Below are 15,793 nucleotides of genomic sequence, written 5' to 3' on the forward strand. Positions count from 1 at the left end.
TCAGACGGTTCGCAAGGTAAAGGCGAAGCAGGTCGCATTGGGGATGTCCTGATCGAGCCAGATATCGCCGCCATGGGTGGTGACGATGCTGCGGCACAGCGCGAGGCCAAGGCCAAGCCCGTCCTTCTTGGAGGTGGCAAAGGGCTGGAACAGCTGGCTGCGCAGTTCTTCGGGCACGCCGACGCCCGTATCGGTAATCGCAATCCTGACGAGGCCGGGCTGCGGCATCTGCCCCACCGACAGGGTGATGCTGCGCTCGCCGCCTTTCTTTGCCGCGACCGCATCCTTGGCGTTGCGCAGCAGGTTTATGATGACCTGCTGGATCTCGATCTCGCTCGCCCATACGGGCGGCATCGCCTTGGGCAGCTGCAGCACCGTCTCTATATGGGCCAGCCTGAGCTCGGCCTCCATCAGCGCCAGGCTCGTCGAGATGATGTGGCGGAGATTGGATTTCCTGACCGGCGTGGCGCCGCGTTTGAGGAACTTCCGGGTCTTGCTGATCAGGCCGCCGGCATGGTCGACCTGCGCGACCGTTTCATCGAGAAGATGCTGGATTTCGGCCGGGTCCGAGCCGGTGCGCCCCTGAACCCTTTGAATGGCGCGCAAATAGGTCTTGATGGCCGAGAGCGGCTGGTTGAGCTCATGCGCGAGAGCGGTGGTCATCTCGCTCACGACCGACACGCGCGATGAATGAAGCAGCAGCGACTGGCTCTCGCTGAGCCGCTCCTGGCTCAGGATCAGCGCCTGCTTGAAGATGCCTCTCTCATGCACGATGGTTCCGAGCACGAGGCCGGTGACCGACAGCGAGATCATCAGCAGTTGCAGCTCGGTCGCCGTCGAGGGCGAGATCTCGCGCCAGTAGATGATCGCCATCATGCTGGTGTCGGTGATCAGGACGGCGGCGATCGCGCCACTCAGCCCCAGGACGACCGCCAGCGCGACGACGGGCACGAACAGGAGATAGAAGAACTTGAAATCGTCGGTGCTGTCGAGGCCGAAGACGAACAGGGATATCAGGACGATCGCCAGGACGCAGAGCAGCAGGGCGACGACATGCTGGCGCATATAGCCGAGGATATTTTCGTCGCGTAGCGCCAGCAGGAAGACGGGCGACACCGTCAGTATGCCGATGATGTCGCCGACCGCCAGGGTAAAGGCCGGCGAAACGAGTTCTTCGACAGGGACATTCCTGATCAGGACCGCGAGCCCCGCCTGGCTGGCGGCGAAGGTGAAGGCGGCAATGAGAGTGAGGGTGATGAACCGCATGAGGAAGCGTATGGACTCATGCCCGAATTCCTGAAGCCATTTGCGCACGATGAGCCCCGGTCCGGCATAGGCAAGCGCATAGAGGAGGCTGGCGGGAAATTCGACGGTGAGGAACGGCGCGCCTCTGGTCATCGAGTCGGCGATGATGTGGCACAGCATCGCAAGCGGTATGACCAGCCAGCCCAGCAGAACGCCGGCTGCGACTGTAAGGCCGGTCTCCGGGCTCCACGGCGATGCGGCGAGGCGCGCGAGCGGAAAGAAGTTCGTGGCTTCCTGAAGGATGATGAAGAACACGCAGTAGAGCGCCAGGCTCACGATCTTGTGAACGGAGAGCGACCGCATCGAGTCGCGCAGACGCATCCCGACATGACTGACGGCATCTGCCATTCTTGCCGGATATGGCGGGCGAATGGGTGGGAACTTGTATTGCGGCGATGATTGCACCGGACGCATTCCTTGCTTCCTGTCAATGACCGCAATGATACAGCTCCCGGCGCGCGGTCACGAGCCGAAAATGCCGCATGCCGGCATGCGGACCCTATGGGTAGTGCCACCTATTCCGCCGTCTTTTCCCGGAAGCTAGCCTTCGCTGCGTGGATTCGACAATCTCATTCCCGATGGCCCGATTGGAAAGCAACAGCCCATCCAGCAGTGAGCACGCTCCGCGGCCGGCAGCTGGCCTGATCGAGAAACTGTGCGAGCAGGCCGGATTCTTTGCCAGCAATCTGGCTCTCGCGCTGCCGGCCGTCATGGCGGAGAGAGAGCGCCTGGAGGAGCAGCCCGAGCAGGCAAGAGGCCGGCTCAGACTGGCGCATCTGAAGGAGGAGCAGGAGGCGGGGCTGCTGGCGCGCGTGCGCTTCGACATCTACAGTCTCGAGCTGCACCGCCATCCTCCGTACTGTCCCTATTGCTGGATGCTGCGCGGACGGCGCACGCTCCTGAAACCGATGCTGGAAGATGCGGGCGCGCTGAGCTGTGAAATCTGCGGCAGCGCGTACTGATCATCCCGCGATTGCCGTTGATGTGCCGTTCGGCTCCCGCGGGGCGGCGCATGGAGACGCCTCCCGATCCCACCCCGGATCCCCCGAGGGAGGCGTCTCCAATTTTTGTGACACCCGTCTTCAGCTGCCGTGTTGGCAGTGATCGCCGCCATCATCATCGCGCTTAATGCGGAGATGCTGTGCGATTCTGCCGTCGGCGGGCAGGCGCGCGTTTGCGATGATTTCGTCAATTTGCCCTCCCCCTCGCGGCGAGGGCAATCGCATATGAATTTCTAAACCAGGCAAGTCCTCTCCAAACTTTCCCCCTCGCCCGTTGCGAAGCAATGGGAGAGGGTGGCCGAAGGCCGGGTGAGGGCCCTTACTTTTCTTCTGGAAGATCCCCAGCCAGCACCAGCAGGATCATGTCCATCACATCGTTGAAGCGATGATAGACATCGTCATTCAGGATACGAAGAACTCTATATCCTTGTGAACGTAGATACGCCGTCCGCTTGGTATCATAGGCGATCTCATGGTCCTCCGAATGTGTTGCGCCATCCAACTCGACCACAAGGCGGGCATCACGGCACAGAAAATCGACCGTGAACGGTCCGATCGGGTATTGGCGGTGGAATTTGCGGTTCTGGAGACGGCGACCACGCAAGCCTGACCAGAGGCGCGCCTCTGCTGGCGTCTGGCTGCGGCGCAATCGGCGTGCCTGTTCAAGGCGCTTTTCCTCGGTGAGAGCCATGACAAAAGGTATCGCAACGATCTCCAGCACGCCAGCTTAAGAGCCCTCACCCGGCCTTCGGCCACCCTCTCCCATTGCTTCGCAACGGGCGAGGGGGAAAGTTTGGAGAGGACTTGCCTGGTTTAGAAATTCATAGGTACTCGCCCTCCCCACAAGGGGAGGAAAAAATATACGCGAACCGGCGCTGGTCTAATTTTTCCGCAGTCCGTCGGCGATCTTTTCCGCCATCATGATCGTCGGCAGGTTGGTGTTGGCGCAAGGGATCGTCGGCATGATCGAGGCGTCGCTGACATAGAGGCCGTCGAGCACGCGCACCTTGCCGCGGGCGTCGGTCACCGCCAGTCGGTCGCTCTCAGGTCCCATGCGGCAGGTGCAGGAGGGATGCCACACACCGCCCACCGTCTCGGAAACATAGGCCTCGAGCTCAGGCCTGTTGCCGGCGAGCCGCCGCGGATCGTCGAAATTCGACAAAAGATGCGGGAAGATCTTCTCGCGATGCCTGCCCATCATGTCGAGGCCCAATGCGCCGATCCCGGTGACGAGCGCACCCGTCCGCGTCTGCTTCGAGAAGCGCTTGCCGAATTCCGACATGCCACCGGCATAAAGCCCCGAGACGACGGATGACAGGCTCGGATCGGTGGCGAGGCCGACCGCGCGCTCGAAGGCATCCGCCAGCCGCGTGAGATCGCGCCGGTCCGAGAGCATGCGGAAATCGATGCGCGGCGGTCCCTCCGGTGCCGAGGGATTGAGCAGCAGCTGGCCGCGCGAATAGGATTTGTTGACCCAGAAGAAAACCGAGCCCAAGAGCCCGCCGACCGGATGCCAGGCGGCGCGGGTCACGAAATTCATGTGCATGTCGCCGGGCGGGCAGCCCTCGACGCCCGATGAGAACCGGTAGCCGATCGGGATGTGATAATCGAGCGGCCCTTTCTGCCGCGCCGGGTTCTTGAGATAGGGCACGATCCCCGAAGAGGGATGCTCCATCAGATTCTGTCCCACCCCTGGCAGGTTCACCGCCGTCTCGATGCCGCAATCGCCCAGATGCGGTGCGGGCCCGATGCCGGAGCGCATCAGGATCGCGGGACTGGCCAGCGCCCCGGCGCAGACCACGACGCGATGCGCCTTGATCTCCTCCTGCGCATTGTCGCGTCGCGCCAGCACGCCTTTGGCCCGACCCTCGGCGATGAGGAGGCGCTCTACCGTCGTCTCGGTGCGGATGTCCAGATTGGGCCGCCGCCGTACCTCGGGCGTCAGATAGGCCCAAGCCGTGCTGACGCGGCGCTTCTGCTCGTCCATATTGACGGCCATCTCGAAGGTGCCGTCTTCCCATGCGCCGTTCTGGTCGGGAAGGAAGGGAATGCCGCGTTTGGCGCAGACGGCGAGCATCGCATGGGTGAAGGGTGTCCAGATTTCCGGACCCCGGCGCCTGATCGGGAAGGGGCCGGTCTTGCCATGCAACTCGTTGTCGATATCGAGATCGCGTTCGAGCTTCCTGAAATAGGGGAGGCACTCCGCGAAGGACCAGCCTTCGACGCCGAGCGAAGCCCATTCGTCATAGTCGCCCGGAGCCCCGCGATTGGCGCCGATGCCGTTGATCGCCGAGCCGCCGCCCAGCACGCGCGCCTGCTCATAGCGCGTGGCCCGGCCTTCCGGCCGGTTCGAGCCGCGATAGGGCAGCGAGGCAGTGAGGCCCTTCCATGTGTAGCGCGGATTGGAATAGGCGATGCCCGGATAGGGGCTGGCGAGGTCCGGAAAATCCTCCGGCCGCGCCGCATCGATGCCGGCTTCCAGGAGGATGACCTTGACGGCGGGGTTCTCGCTGAGCCGTGCCGCCAGCACGCAGCCCGACGAGCCGCCGCCCACGATGACGTAGTCAGCCTCGTTGGCGCTCATCCGGCGGTTCCCCGATTTTCGAGTGCGGCATCATCGGCGCCGCAGATGAGCGTGCTGATGCGCTCAGAGGGCTTGAGCCTGATCTTGCCGAGGCTGAGGGCCGCGATCGCCGCCGCCGCCGACAGGTCGGCGCGGATCGCGAGCTCGGCCAGGATCCAGCGCGCCGCGGCGATGAGATGCTCGTCCTCGACGAGGACGATCTCCTCCACGTGCTTCGCGACGATGTCGTAGATGATGGGCGCCGTCATGCCGCAGGACATGGTGGCGACACGGGTCCATTGGCGTTCGAGCCGGACCGGGCCGCCGGCCTCGAGGGCCGCGTGCAATGTCGGGCTGCCCACCGGTTCGATACCGATGATGCGCGCTTTCGGATTGCGCGCATGAACCACGGTGGAAAGGCCGGCGATCAGCCCGCCGCCGCCGATGGCGACGAGATAGACATCCGCCTCGGGGACAGCGTCGAGCATTTCGAGGGCGACAGTGCCCTGGCCGATGACGATGTCGGGATCCTTGAAGGGATGGAAATAGACAGCACCATGGCGCCCGGCGTGCTCGCGGGCGGCCGCATCCGCATCGTCCCATTTCTCGCCCACGACATGGACGCTCGCATTCCACTCGGCGAGCGCCCTGACCTTGGCCGGCGAGGCATTGGGCGGCAGATAGATCGTGGTGGGGATGCCCGCCATGAGGCCGGCTCGCGCCACCGCCATTCCGTGATTGCCGCCCGAGGCGGTGACGATGCCGTTCTTCAGCACATCAGGCGGCGTGGTGAGAAGCCGGTTGACGGCGCCGCGCGCCTTGAACGATCCCGTCACCTGCAGGCATTCGAGCTTGAGGAACAGGGGATTGGCGACGGGGCGCTGCCGCACCTGCGCGACCTCGATCATCGGCGTCGGGCGTATATGGCCGGCGATGCGCCTCTGCGCGGCTTCGATGGCTGCAAGGGTGATGGCGGGCGTGGTCATGGCAGGGATGTGTCGGGCGCCACCGGCCGGCCGGTTCGCGCCGCCTCGTCGCAGGCGAACAGCACGCGGTGCATCTCGAAGGCCTCGTCGAGACCGGAATAGGGCATGGGCTCGTCGTGCCGCAGATTGGCGAGGATGCGCTCGAACATCGGCCTGAACATGTCGGGCGTGACGTCGCCTCCATCATTGATCGAGCGGGTCGCCAAATGCTGCCAGCCCTTGGGATCGAGGCCGGGCAGCATCACGCGGCTCATGATCCTCGTATCGATGAGGCTGCCTTCCGACCCGATCAGCGTGTTGCGCCAATAATAGGGATGGAGGCTGTCGAGGCAGGACGTGACCTTGCCGAGCCGGCCGTCCGCGAAACGGATGAGATTGACCTGGGTCGTCGCATATTCGAATCCTGCGAAATCGGGCGCGCCGGATTTCGTCGCGAAGGCTTCGACCTCGGCCACTTTCACGCCTTTCATGACCAGCATCAGCATCATCAGCGGATGGCAGCCGCAGAACAGCATCGACGAACGGCCGATCTTATGGGTGCGGGCCCACCAATGCTGCGGCACCCAGGGGCCGATGCCGTTGAAATACTCGATCTCGGCCAGATGCACGCGGCCGAGCCAGCCTTTGTGAACCGCCTCGATCGTCGCCTGGAGCTGGCCGTAATGGAATTCCTGGAAGCCGACAAAGGCCCTGATACCGGCGCTGTCGACCGCGCGGCGCACCGCGAGGAGATCCTCTAGCGTGAGGCAGACCGGCTTCTCGACGATGAAATGCTTGCCGTGCCGCGCCGCCGCGATCGCCTGCGCCGCATGCGTGTCGTGCAGCGTGCAGATCGAGACGAAGTCGCAGCCGCTCTCTGCCAGCATGCGTTCATAGTCGGAATAGACCTGCACCTCCGGACCGCAAATACGGGCGATGGCGGGCGCTTCGATATCGGGGCGTTGCGAATAGACGCCTGCGATGACGGCGTCCGGCATCATCGCCCAGGTCTCGGCATGGCAGCGCCCGGCCTGGCCGAAGCCCGCAATGGCGACCCGGAGCGGGCGGCTCACATCGATAGGGGGCATCAGGCTTTGCCGCTCGTGGCGAGGACACGTTCGCTGGCGGGATCATAGAGGCGGGCCGCGGCACTGTCGAAAGTGGCATTGAGCCTCGCGCCGATCGCGGCGCTGAAGCCCGCAGACGCGACGACGCGGATTTTCCCGCCGCCGGGCTCGTCGCAGATGACGATCGCTTCATTGCCGAGCTGCTCGATGGCATAGACGGTGAGGGGCAAGGCGGCGGCGCCCGCTTCGGTGAGGCGCATCAGATGCGGCCTTATCCCGAGAATGACTTCCTTCTGCGGCGCGGCCTGGGCGAACTCGCCGGTGATCTCCATCCGGAGCGACGGATTGACCAGCCAGAGCCTGCCATCGGCCTTCTCGAGGGCGCCCTTGAGGAAATTCATCGGCGGAACCCCGACAAAGCCCGCGACGAACAGGGTCTCGGGCCGGTTATAGATGTCGGTCGGCGTGCCGATCTGCTCCAGCCGGCCCTTGCGCATCACGCCGATGCGGTCGCCCATCGTCATCGCCTCGATCTGGTCGTGGGTGACGAAGATCATCGTGGTGCGGATGCGTTTCTGCAAGTTGACGAGCTCGGCGCGCAGCGACAGCCTGAGCGCCGCATCGAGCGCCGACAAAGGCTCATCGAGCAGGAAGCCCGCGGGCTCGCGCACGATCGCCTTGGCGGTGGCGACACGCTGGCGCTCGCCGCCCGACAGCTGTCCCGGCCGTTTGTCGAGGAGATGCATCACATCCACCGTCTGGGCGGCATGGGCGATACGCGCCTCGATCTCCGGCTTCGACAGGCCGGAACGCTTCAGGCTCATATAGATATTGTCGCGCGCCGAGAGATGCGGATAGAGCAGCGAGGACTGGAAGACCATCGCGATATTGCGCTGATGCGGCGAGTGGCCGGTGACGTCGGCACCGTCGAACAGGATTTGGCCGGAGGTCGGCTCGTCCAGCCCGGCAATGATGTTCATCGTCGTCGACTTGCCACAGCCCGAGGGACCGAGAAGCACCAGGAGCTCGCCATCCTCGATCTCGAGGTCGAGATTATGCACGGCATGGTGGCTGCCATAGGTCTTGACGATGTTGCGCAGCTCGATGCGGGCCATGGGCGGGAAGGCTCCTTGTGGTCTCAGGCGATATGCATTTCGGCGATGTGCTTTTGCAGGAAGAAGGCGATGCAGAAGGGCGGCAGCAGGCTGAGCAGGAGGCTCGCCGCGAGCTGTGCCGGTTCCGGCACCTGGAAGAGGAAGCCGGACATCGCCGCGGGCAGCGTCACCGCATTCGATCCGGTCACCAGGATCTGCGCATAGACATATTCGTTCCATGAGAACAGGAAGGCGATGACCGCGGCCACCAGGATGCCGCTCTTCGCCATGGGAACGATGATGCGGGCCAGAGTATAGAGCCGGCTGAAGCCGTCGACGCGGGCGAGAAGCTCGACCGGCGGCAGGTTGCGGAAGAATCCGATGAGCATCCAGGCGACGATCGGAATGGTGATGGTCAGCGTCACGATGATGAGCCCGGTGAGCGTGCCGGTGAGACCGAGCTGCACATAAAGCGTGTAGAAGGGAATGAGCGTCGACACCGGCGGCAGCGACACCGAGAGCAGGATCGCGGCCAGGAGCTTGCCCTTGAACGGGAAATGCAGCCTGGCGAAGACATAGGAGAGCGGCACCACGACGAGGGTGGTGATGATCGTGACGACGAGGGCGACGATGAGGCTGTTGCGCACGCCCAGCATGATCTGCCGTGCCTGGCCCGAGGCCTTGAACACCGTGCCGTCGCTGAGCGTGTAGTCATAGCCGAAGATGTTGAAGAACGAGGCGAGGTTCGGCTGATGCGGATAGAGCATCGGCGGGAAGCGGGCGATCTCGGTCTTGGTCATGAAGGCATATTTCACCACCCAGTACATGGGGAGGAACGTCCATAGCAGTGCCACCGCGACGGCGAGGACGAGCCACAGGGTGCGGGCGTTGCGGGAGGTCATTGGCGTTCCTCCCGGCGGCCCCAGAGGAGATAGAGGAGGCCTGTCGCGCCGAGGATCACGGCGAGCAGGAAGAACGACATGGCCGCGCCATAGCCGAGGTCGAGATTGACGAAGCTGATCTTGTAGAGCGTGTAGGTGAGGACGGCCGAGGCGCTGCCGGGCCCCCCTTGCGTGGCCGTGAAGATATAGTCGAAGGTCTTCATCGCCAGCACGGTGGTGATGCAGCTGAAGACGAAGAGGGTGAAGCGCAGGGGCGGCAGCGTCACATGCCGGAAAGTCTCGAGGGGCGACATCTGGTCGATCTTGGCGAGGTCATAGAGCCTGGCCGGCGTCGTCAGCATATTGGCAAGGAGGAAGAAGGCGACGAGCGGCGCCATGTTCCAGGCCGCACCCACCGCCAGATATTCGATGACGAAGCTGGCCGAGATCAGGGCGACCGTGTGCTCGGAGCCGAGCCAGTTGGCGAGCGCCGTGCCGATGCCGGTCTGGCCGCGCCCGAGATAAGTGAAGAGGATGCCGGCGCCATAGGGCGACACCGCCCAGGGCAGGATGATGAGCGCGCGCAGCCAGCGCCATTTGCCGGGCAGATGCTTCAGGATCAAGGCGAGGCCGAGGCCGACGGCGAGGGTGAGGATCACGGTCACGACGGTGAAGCGCAAGCTGCGCCCGAGCGAGCTCCAGAAGCTCTGGTCGGTCAGGACCTTGCTGTAATTGGCAATGCCGTTCCACGTCGCCGAATAGCCGCCGAAGAAGCGGATCTCATGGAAGCTCAGGTAAAGCGCATAAGCGAGCGGATAGGCGACGACGACGAGAAGGAAGATGAGGACCGGAACCGAGACGACGAGCGCGAATGAGAGCGTGCTGATCTCGGCCGTGCGGGGAGGGGCGGGAGTCTGGGAGCGGACGGTATCAGCCATGGGCGATAGCCTGCCTCATCATAAGATCCCCTCTCGCCTGGATTCCCCCTCGCCCGTTGCGAAGCAATGGGAGAGGGTGGCCAACGGCCGGGTGAGGGCTCTTTGCCTGCAATGTAAGATGCCATCGAAAGCATTCTTTGTTTCGAGAAAGAGCCCTCATCCGCCCTTTGGGCAACTTCTCCCATCCTGCGGACGGGAGAAGGGAAACTGGATGCAGCGCATTCTCTTGTCTCGTCATCAACGCATCAGATCTTGTACTTCTCGTTGAGCTCGGTGATCTTCGCATTGGCCTCGTTGATCACGCTTTCGGCGTCGAGATCCTGCTGCAGGAAGGCGAAGAGCTTTTCGCGGAGCCAGAAGTTGAATTCTTCCGACCACACGACATTCCAGATGCCGTTCGGATAGGGCGTCTTGGAATAGACGCCGAGCACCCGGTCATAGTCTTCCGGGCGCATCAGCGAGGAGGACACGGCGGCGCGCGCTTCCTCACTTTCCATGACATCCTTGTAGGCCGAGAACAGCATGTTCTCCTTGAGCCAGCGGCTGGCCACGGCATATTTGCCGTTCTCGTCCTTGTAGCCATACCAGCTGACGAATTTCTTGACGTCGTCGGTCGCGGCGTCGGAGCGGCCCTTGCGCGCCGTCATGACATAAAGGGCGGAGTCGATCAGGCCCCAGGACTGCTCCTTGCTGGGCAGGATGGTCACATGGCCCGCGACATCGCCCGACTGGGCCTTGTCGTTGAAGGTCTTGAGATCATAGAGCTGCTGCGGCGAGAAGATGTAGCGCCCGGAGCGGAAGGCATCGATATAGGCCGCTTCGTTGTAGGAGAAGATCTCTTCCGGAACGAGGCCGGACTTCCACAGCTTCTTCCACGCTTCGAGCGTCTTGCCGGCGGGGCCGTCGAGGGTCATGGCCGGCTTGTGGGTCTGGGGGTCGGCGACCTGGCCGCCCCTGTTCATCACCTCGAGCACGAAGCCCCAGGAGATGCCGAAATATTCGGCGAACCAGTGCGGCAGGATCGGAGTCGCCACACCTTTCTCCTTGAGCGCATAGGCCATGTCGTAGAGCGCGTCCCAGCTGGCCGGCAGCTGGTCTTCGGTGAAGCCCGCGGCGAGATAGGGCTTGGTGAAGACATGCACGGCGCCCCGCGTCGTGACGAAATAGGAGAGGCCGAGGAGCTTGCCGTCGACCGACCAGGCCTCGCGGATATTGGGATACATGCCGTCGGCGATTTCCTTTCCGTCGGGAAGCTCGGACGCCGGCAGCACCCAGCCGCCGCCATTATAGCGAACGGCGCTCGAGGGATTGGCATAGATCATGTCGAGCTGCTCATTGGCGATGAGCGCCTTTTCCATGATCGCCGGATAGTCGCCGGTCACCGTGGCGTAGTCGACCTTGCCCTCGAAGGCCTTGTTGTAGGTGTCGACATTGTTCTGGACGACATCGGTGCGGAATTGCCAGCCGCGGAAATAGACCGGTTCACCCGACGCCGGCTTGAACTCCGTCGCCACTGCGAAGGGGATGTGGATGAGGCTCGAGCCGAGCGCCGTGGCGCCGAGAAGTGCTGCGCTGCGCAGGAGGGCACGTCTGTTCATAGTCGGAAAATCACTGCTCATGATTCACTCCCCGTGTTTGTTTTGGGTCTGACGTTCTGTCGGCTTGGAAGATGCTCCCCGGATCCCAGAGAATGATCTGGAATGTTCAAGTTCTAGTGATTGTGTTCGATGGTGTCAGATTGAGTGTTCGGGTCAAGGAGATTTTGTCACCTGTGCAGAAGAAAATCATGACGGCAACGTCAAATTTCGCAGTCCGGCCCGTTGGAAATCCGAATGTTCGATTATGAGCGATTGTGTTTTCAATTCCATGTTCGAGCTGCCATGAAATGGGGCATATGCTCCATCATCGCTGTCATGCAGGCGAAAGTGACGGCGCCCCTGGCCTTGGCCGTCATCCCGGCGAAAGTGACGGCACCCTGGCCGTCACTTTCGCCGGGATGACGGTGATGGGGAGAGGAGAAAGCCCGATTGGGTGAAGCGCGGGCAGCGCCGCCCGCTTCTGCTTATTCAAGGGGTCCCGGCTTTTGCCGGGATGACGGTGTTTATGAGAAGGGAAAGCCCACCGAAATCAGAGCATTGCGGACTGGCTTGCGGACTCATGCCTTCTCCTTTATGCGCTCGCCATGACAGACCGCATTCTCATCATCGATTTCGGCTCGCAGGTTACCCAGCTCATCGCCAGACGGGTGCGCGAGGCCGGTGTCTACTCGGAAATCGTTCCCTTCCAGTCGGCCGAAAAGGCGCTTAGCTGGCCCGATCTCAAAGGCATCATCCTCTCCGGCGGCCCCGCCAGCGTGACTGAGGGCGAAAGCCCGAGGGCGCCCGAGAAAGTGTTCAAGCTGGGCCTGCCGGTGCTCGGCATCTGCTATGGCGAGCAGACCATGTGTGCCCAGCTCGGCGGCAAGGTCGAGCTCTCCGACCACCGCGAATTCGGCCGCGCCTTCCTGAAGATCACGAGCGACAATGCGCTGTTCGAGGGCGTGTGGGAGGAGGGCGAGAGCCACCAGGTGTGGATGAGCCATGGCGACCGCGTCTCCGCCATTCCGCCGGGCTTCCGGGTCATCGGCACGTCCGACGGCGCACCCCATGCGGCGATCGCCGATGAGAAGCGCCAGTTCTATGCGGTGCAGTTCCACCCCGAAGTGGTGCACACGCCCGATGGCGGAAGGCTCTACCGCAATTTCGTCATCGACATCTGCGGCTGCCGCGGCGACTGGTCGATGGCCTCCTTCAAGGACGACGCCATCCATCGCATCAAGAAGAAGGTGGGCTTCGACCGCGTGATCTGCGGGCTTTCGGGCGGCGTCGATTCGGCCGTGACCGCCGTCCTCATCCATGAGGCGATCGGCGAGCAGCTCACCTGCATCTTCGTCGATCACGGGCTGATGCGGGCGGGCGAGGCGGATGAGGTGGTGAATCTGTTCCGCAAGGCCTACAACATCCCGCTCGTCCATGTCGATGCCTCGAAGCTGTTCCTGTCGAACCTCGAAGGCGTGACCGACCCCGAAGTGAAGCGCAAGACCATCGGCAAGCTGTTCATCGACGTGTTCGAGGCGGAAGCGAAGAAAGTGGGCGGCGCCCAGTACCTGGCGCAGGGCACGCTCTATCCCGATGTGATCGAAAGCGTGTCCTTCACCGGGGGCCCATCGGTCACGATCAAGTCGCATCACAATGTCGGCGGCCTGCCCGAGCGCATGAACATGAAGCTCATCGAGCCCTTGCGCGAATTGTTCAAGGACGAGGTCAGGGCGCTGGGCCGCGAGCTGGGACTGCCGGAGCATTTCGTCGGCCGCCATCCTTTCCCGGGGCCTGGTCTTGCCATCCGCGTGCCGGGCGCCATCTCGCGCGACAAGCTCGACATTTTGCGGAAGGCCGATGTCGTCTATCTCGACGAGATCCGCAAAGCCGGCCTCTATGACGCGATCTGGCAGGCGTTCGCGGTTCTCCTGCCGGTGCAGACCGTGGGCGTCATGGGCGACGGCCGCACCTATGATTATGTCTGCGCGCTGCGCGCCGTCACCTCGACCGACGGCATGACCGCCGATTACTACCATTTCGACCACGACTTCCTGTCGCGCACCGCGACCCGCATCATCAACGAGGTCAAGGGCATCAACCGCGTGGTCTATGACATCACGTCGAAGCCGCCGGGGACGATCGAGTGGGAGTAGAAGAGGTGAGCAATCTGGAAATCATCACCGACGGCTTGCGTTTCCCCGAAGGGCCGGTGGCGATGCCGGACGGCAGCGTGGCACTTGTCGAGATTGCGGCGCAGCGCATCACGCGCGTGGCGGCGGATGGCTCGAAGTCGCTGATTGCGGACGTTCCTGGCGGACCCAACGGGCTTGCCGTCGGGCCGGATGGCGTCTTCTATATATGCAACAATGGCGGGTTCACCTTCACGGACGCAGGCGGCTTCCTGCGCCCGACGGGCCAGGCTGCGGATTATGAAACGGGCAGAATTGAAACATTCGACCCGAAGACCGGCAGGCTGAAGCGGCTCTATGACCGCGCCGGCGACCATCGCCTGCGCGGGCCCAATGATCTCATGTTCGATCAGGCCGAAGGCTTCTGGTTCAGCGATCTCGGAAAATCGCGCCCCCGCGACCGCGATCATGGCGGTCTTTACTGGGCGGCCGCCGATGGCTCGCGCATTGTCGAGGCCGCTCATCCGGTTCCGGGCGGCGGCAATGGCGTGGGAATTTCGCCTGACGGCAAGGTCGTCTATCTCGCCGAAACGGAAACCGGACGGCTTTGGGCGTGGGACATTACGGGTTCCGGCTCCCTCAGCAAGCGGCCATGGCCAAGCCCGCATGGCGGCCGGCTTGTCTGTCAGTTGCCCGGCTACCGCCGGCTCGACAGCCTGGCGATTGCGGCTTCCGGCAATATCGTGATCGCGACGCTGATGGAGGGGGAGATCACGACGGTGTCTCCGGAAGGCCAGATTGTCGACATCGTGAAGATGCCGGACATCATGCCGACCAACATATGCTTTGGCGGGCCGGATATGCGCACCGCCTGGATCACGCTCTCGACGACGGGGCGCCTTGCCCGGATGCGCTGGCGCGAGCCGGGGCTACGCTTGCCTTTCGAATAGTTTGGTCTATGGCATCGCGTCGAACCGCCGGGCACTATCGACAATGTGCCCCCAGCCCTGAAATCAGCCGCTCGATAGCGGCAAGGTCACCCTGAAGCAGCTTGGTTCGCCGGGCCGTGGGGCGACGATGGCATCGCCGCCATGCAGCCGCGCGATCTGGCGCACCAGCGACAGCCCGAGGCCCGAGCCCTGGGCGTCCGCCTTCAGCCGATGGAAGGGCGTGAAGATGTGTTCGCGCTCGGCCGCGGCGATGCCCTGGCCGTGATCCACCACCTCCACTATGGCGCTGGCGCCTTGCCGCCTGACCTCCACCCGGATCGGCGGCTTGCCGTGACGGCTGGCGTTCTCGAGCAGGTTGCGGATCAGGCGGCGCAGCAGATTGGCCTCGCCGCGGATGATGACCGGCTCCCCCTCGGCCGCACAGTCATCGAAGCGCGCGGCCTCCTCGGCGGAAAGCGCCAGCAGGTCGACCTCTTCGGTGCGCTGCAGCGTGCCCACGGCGTCGAGGCGGCTGGCGAGCAGGATCTCATCGATCAGAAGGTCGAGCTCGGCAATGTCACGCTCGAGATCGGCCTTGTGCCGGGGCGCGCCCGTTTCGCGGTAGAGCTCGATCCCCAGGCGAATGCGCGACAAGGGTGTGCGCAGCTCATGCGAGGCATTGGCGAGGAGCAGGCGATGGGCGCTCACCAGCTCTTCGATGCGCGAGGCCGCCCGGTTGAAGCTGGCCGCGAGCCCTGCCACCTCGTCGCGGCCTTCGACCTTCACGCGCGCGGCGAGATTGCCGGCGCCCAGCGTTTCGACGCCCGCCTGCAGCCGTTCCAGCCTTCGGGTCAGGCCGCGCACGAAGGGATAGGCACAAAGCGCCACCAGCAGCGCGATGCTCCCCAGGAACAGGATGAGGCCGAAGGCCGATGGCCGGTGATGCGCCTGCGGGCGCACGACCAGCCAGCGCCGGTCAGGCAGGGAGAGTGACCAGGCGGGACCGCCAGCACCGCGGACCCAGCCGCCCTTTGCGTGACCTGGCCTGGCGCCGGGCGGGGGAAGCGGGTCTCCGGCGGAAGCGATCAGCCGCTCTGCCGCATCGAAGAGAGCGAGATCGGCATCGAGCTGATCGGTGAGCTGTGTGAGCGCGTCCTGTTGTGCATTTGGCGCAGCCTCGGCCGGCGGCAAGGCGGCGGCCGCGAGCTTGCCCGCGAGCTCGAAGGCCTGGTTGGCGGGCGACCCGTTCGGTCCCAGATGCCAGCCGGCGCCCGCGACGATGGCCACCATGAAGAGGCTCGCGATGATGGTGAGATAGATCTTGTGGAACAGCCGGCGCATGCG

The 15,793-nt window shown here is 63.7% G+C and carries 13 protein-coding genes; 3 read left to right on the top strand and 10 right to left on the bottom strand.

The window, feature by feature from the left end; translation table 11 throughout:
- Positions 1-1,653 carry an ATP-binding protein gene (locus DT068_RS07620; RefSeq protein WP_162914052.1) on the bottom strand — a complete coding sequence of 551 codons (1,653 nt, stop codon included), beginning with the start codon at positions 1,651-1,653 and terminating at the stop codon, positions 1-3.
- 206 nt (positions 1,654-1,859) lie between these two features.
- Here DT068_RS07620 and DT068_RS07625 point away from each other — a divergent pair, with 206 nt between their 5' ends.
- Positions 1,860-2,267, top strand: a complete 408-nt coding sequence (locus DT068_RS07625; protein ID WP_162914053.1) for a hypothetical protein — start codon at positions 1,860-1,862, stop codon at positions 2,265-2,267.
- Positions 2,268-2,625: 358 nt separating this feature from the next.
- Here the strand turns inward: DT068_RS07625 and DT068_RS07630 are convergent, their stop codons facing one another.
- From DT068_RS07630 to DT068_RS07665, 8 genes are all read right to left on the bottom strand, one after another.
- On the bottom strand, positions 2,626-3,027 hold the full coding sequence (locus tag DT068_RS07630) for an endonuclease domain-containing protein (RefSeq protein ID WP_368904522.1): 402 nt from the start codon (positions 3,025-3,027) through the stop codon (positions 2,626-2,628).
- Between the two features lie 159 nt (positions 3,028-3,186).
- The gene (locus DT068_RS07635) at positions 3,187-4,890 is read right to left on the bottom strand and encodes a GMC family oxidoreductase (RefSeq protein WP_119389190.1); all 1,704 of its coding nucleotides are present in this window, start codon (positions 4,888-4,890) and stop codon (positions 3,187-3,189) included.
- Positions 4,887-5,855: a threonine ammonia-lyase gene (locus DT068_RS07640; protein ID WP_368904523.1), complete on the bottom strand. Its 969-nt coding sequence runs from the start codon at positions 5,853-5,855 to the stop codon at positions 4,887-4,889. The genes DT068_RS07635 and DT068_RS07640 overlap by 4 nt, the downstream gene beginning before the upstream one ends.
- Positions 5,852-6,922: a Gfo/Idh/MocA family protein gene (locus DT068_RS07645; RefSeq protein WP_119389191.1), complete on the bottom strand. Its 1,071-nt coding sequence runs from the start codon at positions 6,920-6,922 to the stop codon at positions 5,852-5,854. The genes DT068_RS07640 and DT068_RS07645 overlap by 4 nt, the downstream gene beginning before the upstream one ends.
- A complete protein-coding gene (locus DT068_RS07650) occupies positions 6,922-8,016 on the bottom strand; it encodes an ABC transporter ATP-binding protein (RefSeq protein ID WP_119389192.1) in 1,095 nt (364 codons plus the stop codon). The genes DT068_RS07645 and DT068_RS07650 overlap by 1 nt, the downstream gene beginning before the upstream one ends.
- Before the next feature lie 23 nt (positions 8,017-8,039).
- The gene (locus tag DT068_RS07655) at positions 8,040-8,897 is read right to left on the bottom strand and encodes a carbohydrate ABC transporter permease (protein WP_119389193.1); all 858 of its coding nucleotides are present in this window, start codon (positions 8,895-8,897) and stop codon (positions 8,040-8,042) included.
- Positions 8,894-9,814, bottom strand: a complete 921-nt coding sequence (locus DT068_RS07660; RefSeq protein WP_119389194.1) for a carbohydrate ABC transporter permease — start codon at positions 9,812-9,814, stop codon at positions 8,894-8,896. Before DT068_RS07660 ends, DT068_RS07655 begins: the two co-directional genes overlap by 4 nt.
- 245 nt (positions 9,815-10,059) lie before the next feature.
- Positions 10,060-11,412: an ABC transporter substrate-binding protein gene (locus tag DT068_RS07665; protein ID WP_119389195.1), complete on the bottom strand. Its 1,353-nt coding sequence runs from the start codon at positions 11,410-11,412 to the stop codon at positions 10,060-10,062.
- A gap of 584 nt (positions 11,413-11,996) precedes the next feature.
- On the opposite strand from DT068_RS07665, the gene guaA reads away from it, so the two are divergent.
- On the top strand, positions 11,997-13,544 hold the full coding sequence (gene guaA, locus DT068_RS07670) for a glutamine-hydrolyzing GMP synthase (RefSeq protein WP_119389196.1): 1,548 nt from the start codon (positions 11,997-11,999) through the stop codon (positions 13,542-13,544).
- A 5-nt stretch (positions 13,545-13,549) separates the two neighbouring features.
- Positions 13,550-14,470: an SMP-30/gluconolactonase/LRE family protein gene (locus DT068_RS07675; RefSeq protein WP_119389197.1), complete on the top strand. Its 921-nt coding sequence runs from the start codon at positions 13,550-13,552 to the stop codon at positions 14,468-14,470.
- A 63-nt stretch (positions 14,471-14,533) separates the two neighbouring features.
- Here the strand turns inward: DT068_RS07675 and DT068_RS07680 are convergent, their stop codons facing one another.
- Complete coding sequence (locus DT068_RS07680; RefSeq protein WP_119389198.1) at positions 14,534-15,790, bottom strand: sensor histidine kinase; 1,257 nt, start codon at positions 15,788-15,790, stop codon at positions 14,534-14,536.
- Between the last annotated feature and the right edge of the window lie 3 nt (positions 15,791-15,793).

This window comes from Taklimakanibacter lacteus (assembly GCA_003576695.1).
GTDB lineage: Bacteria > Pseudomonadota > Alphaproteobacteria > Rhizobiales > Aestuariivirgaceae > Taklimakanibacter > Taklimakanibacter lacteus.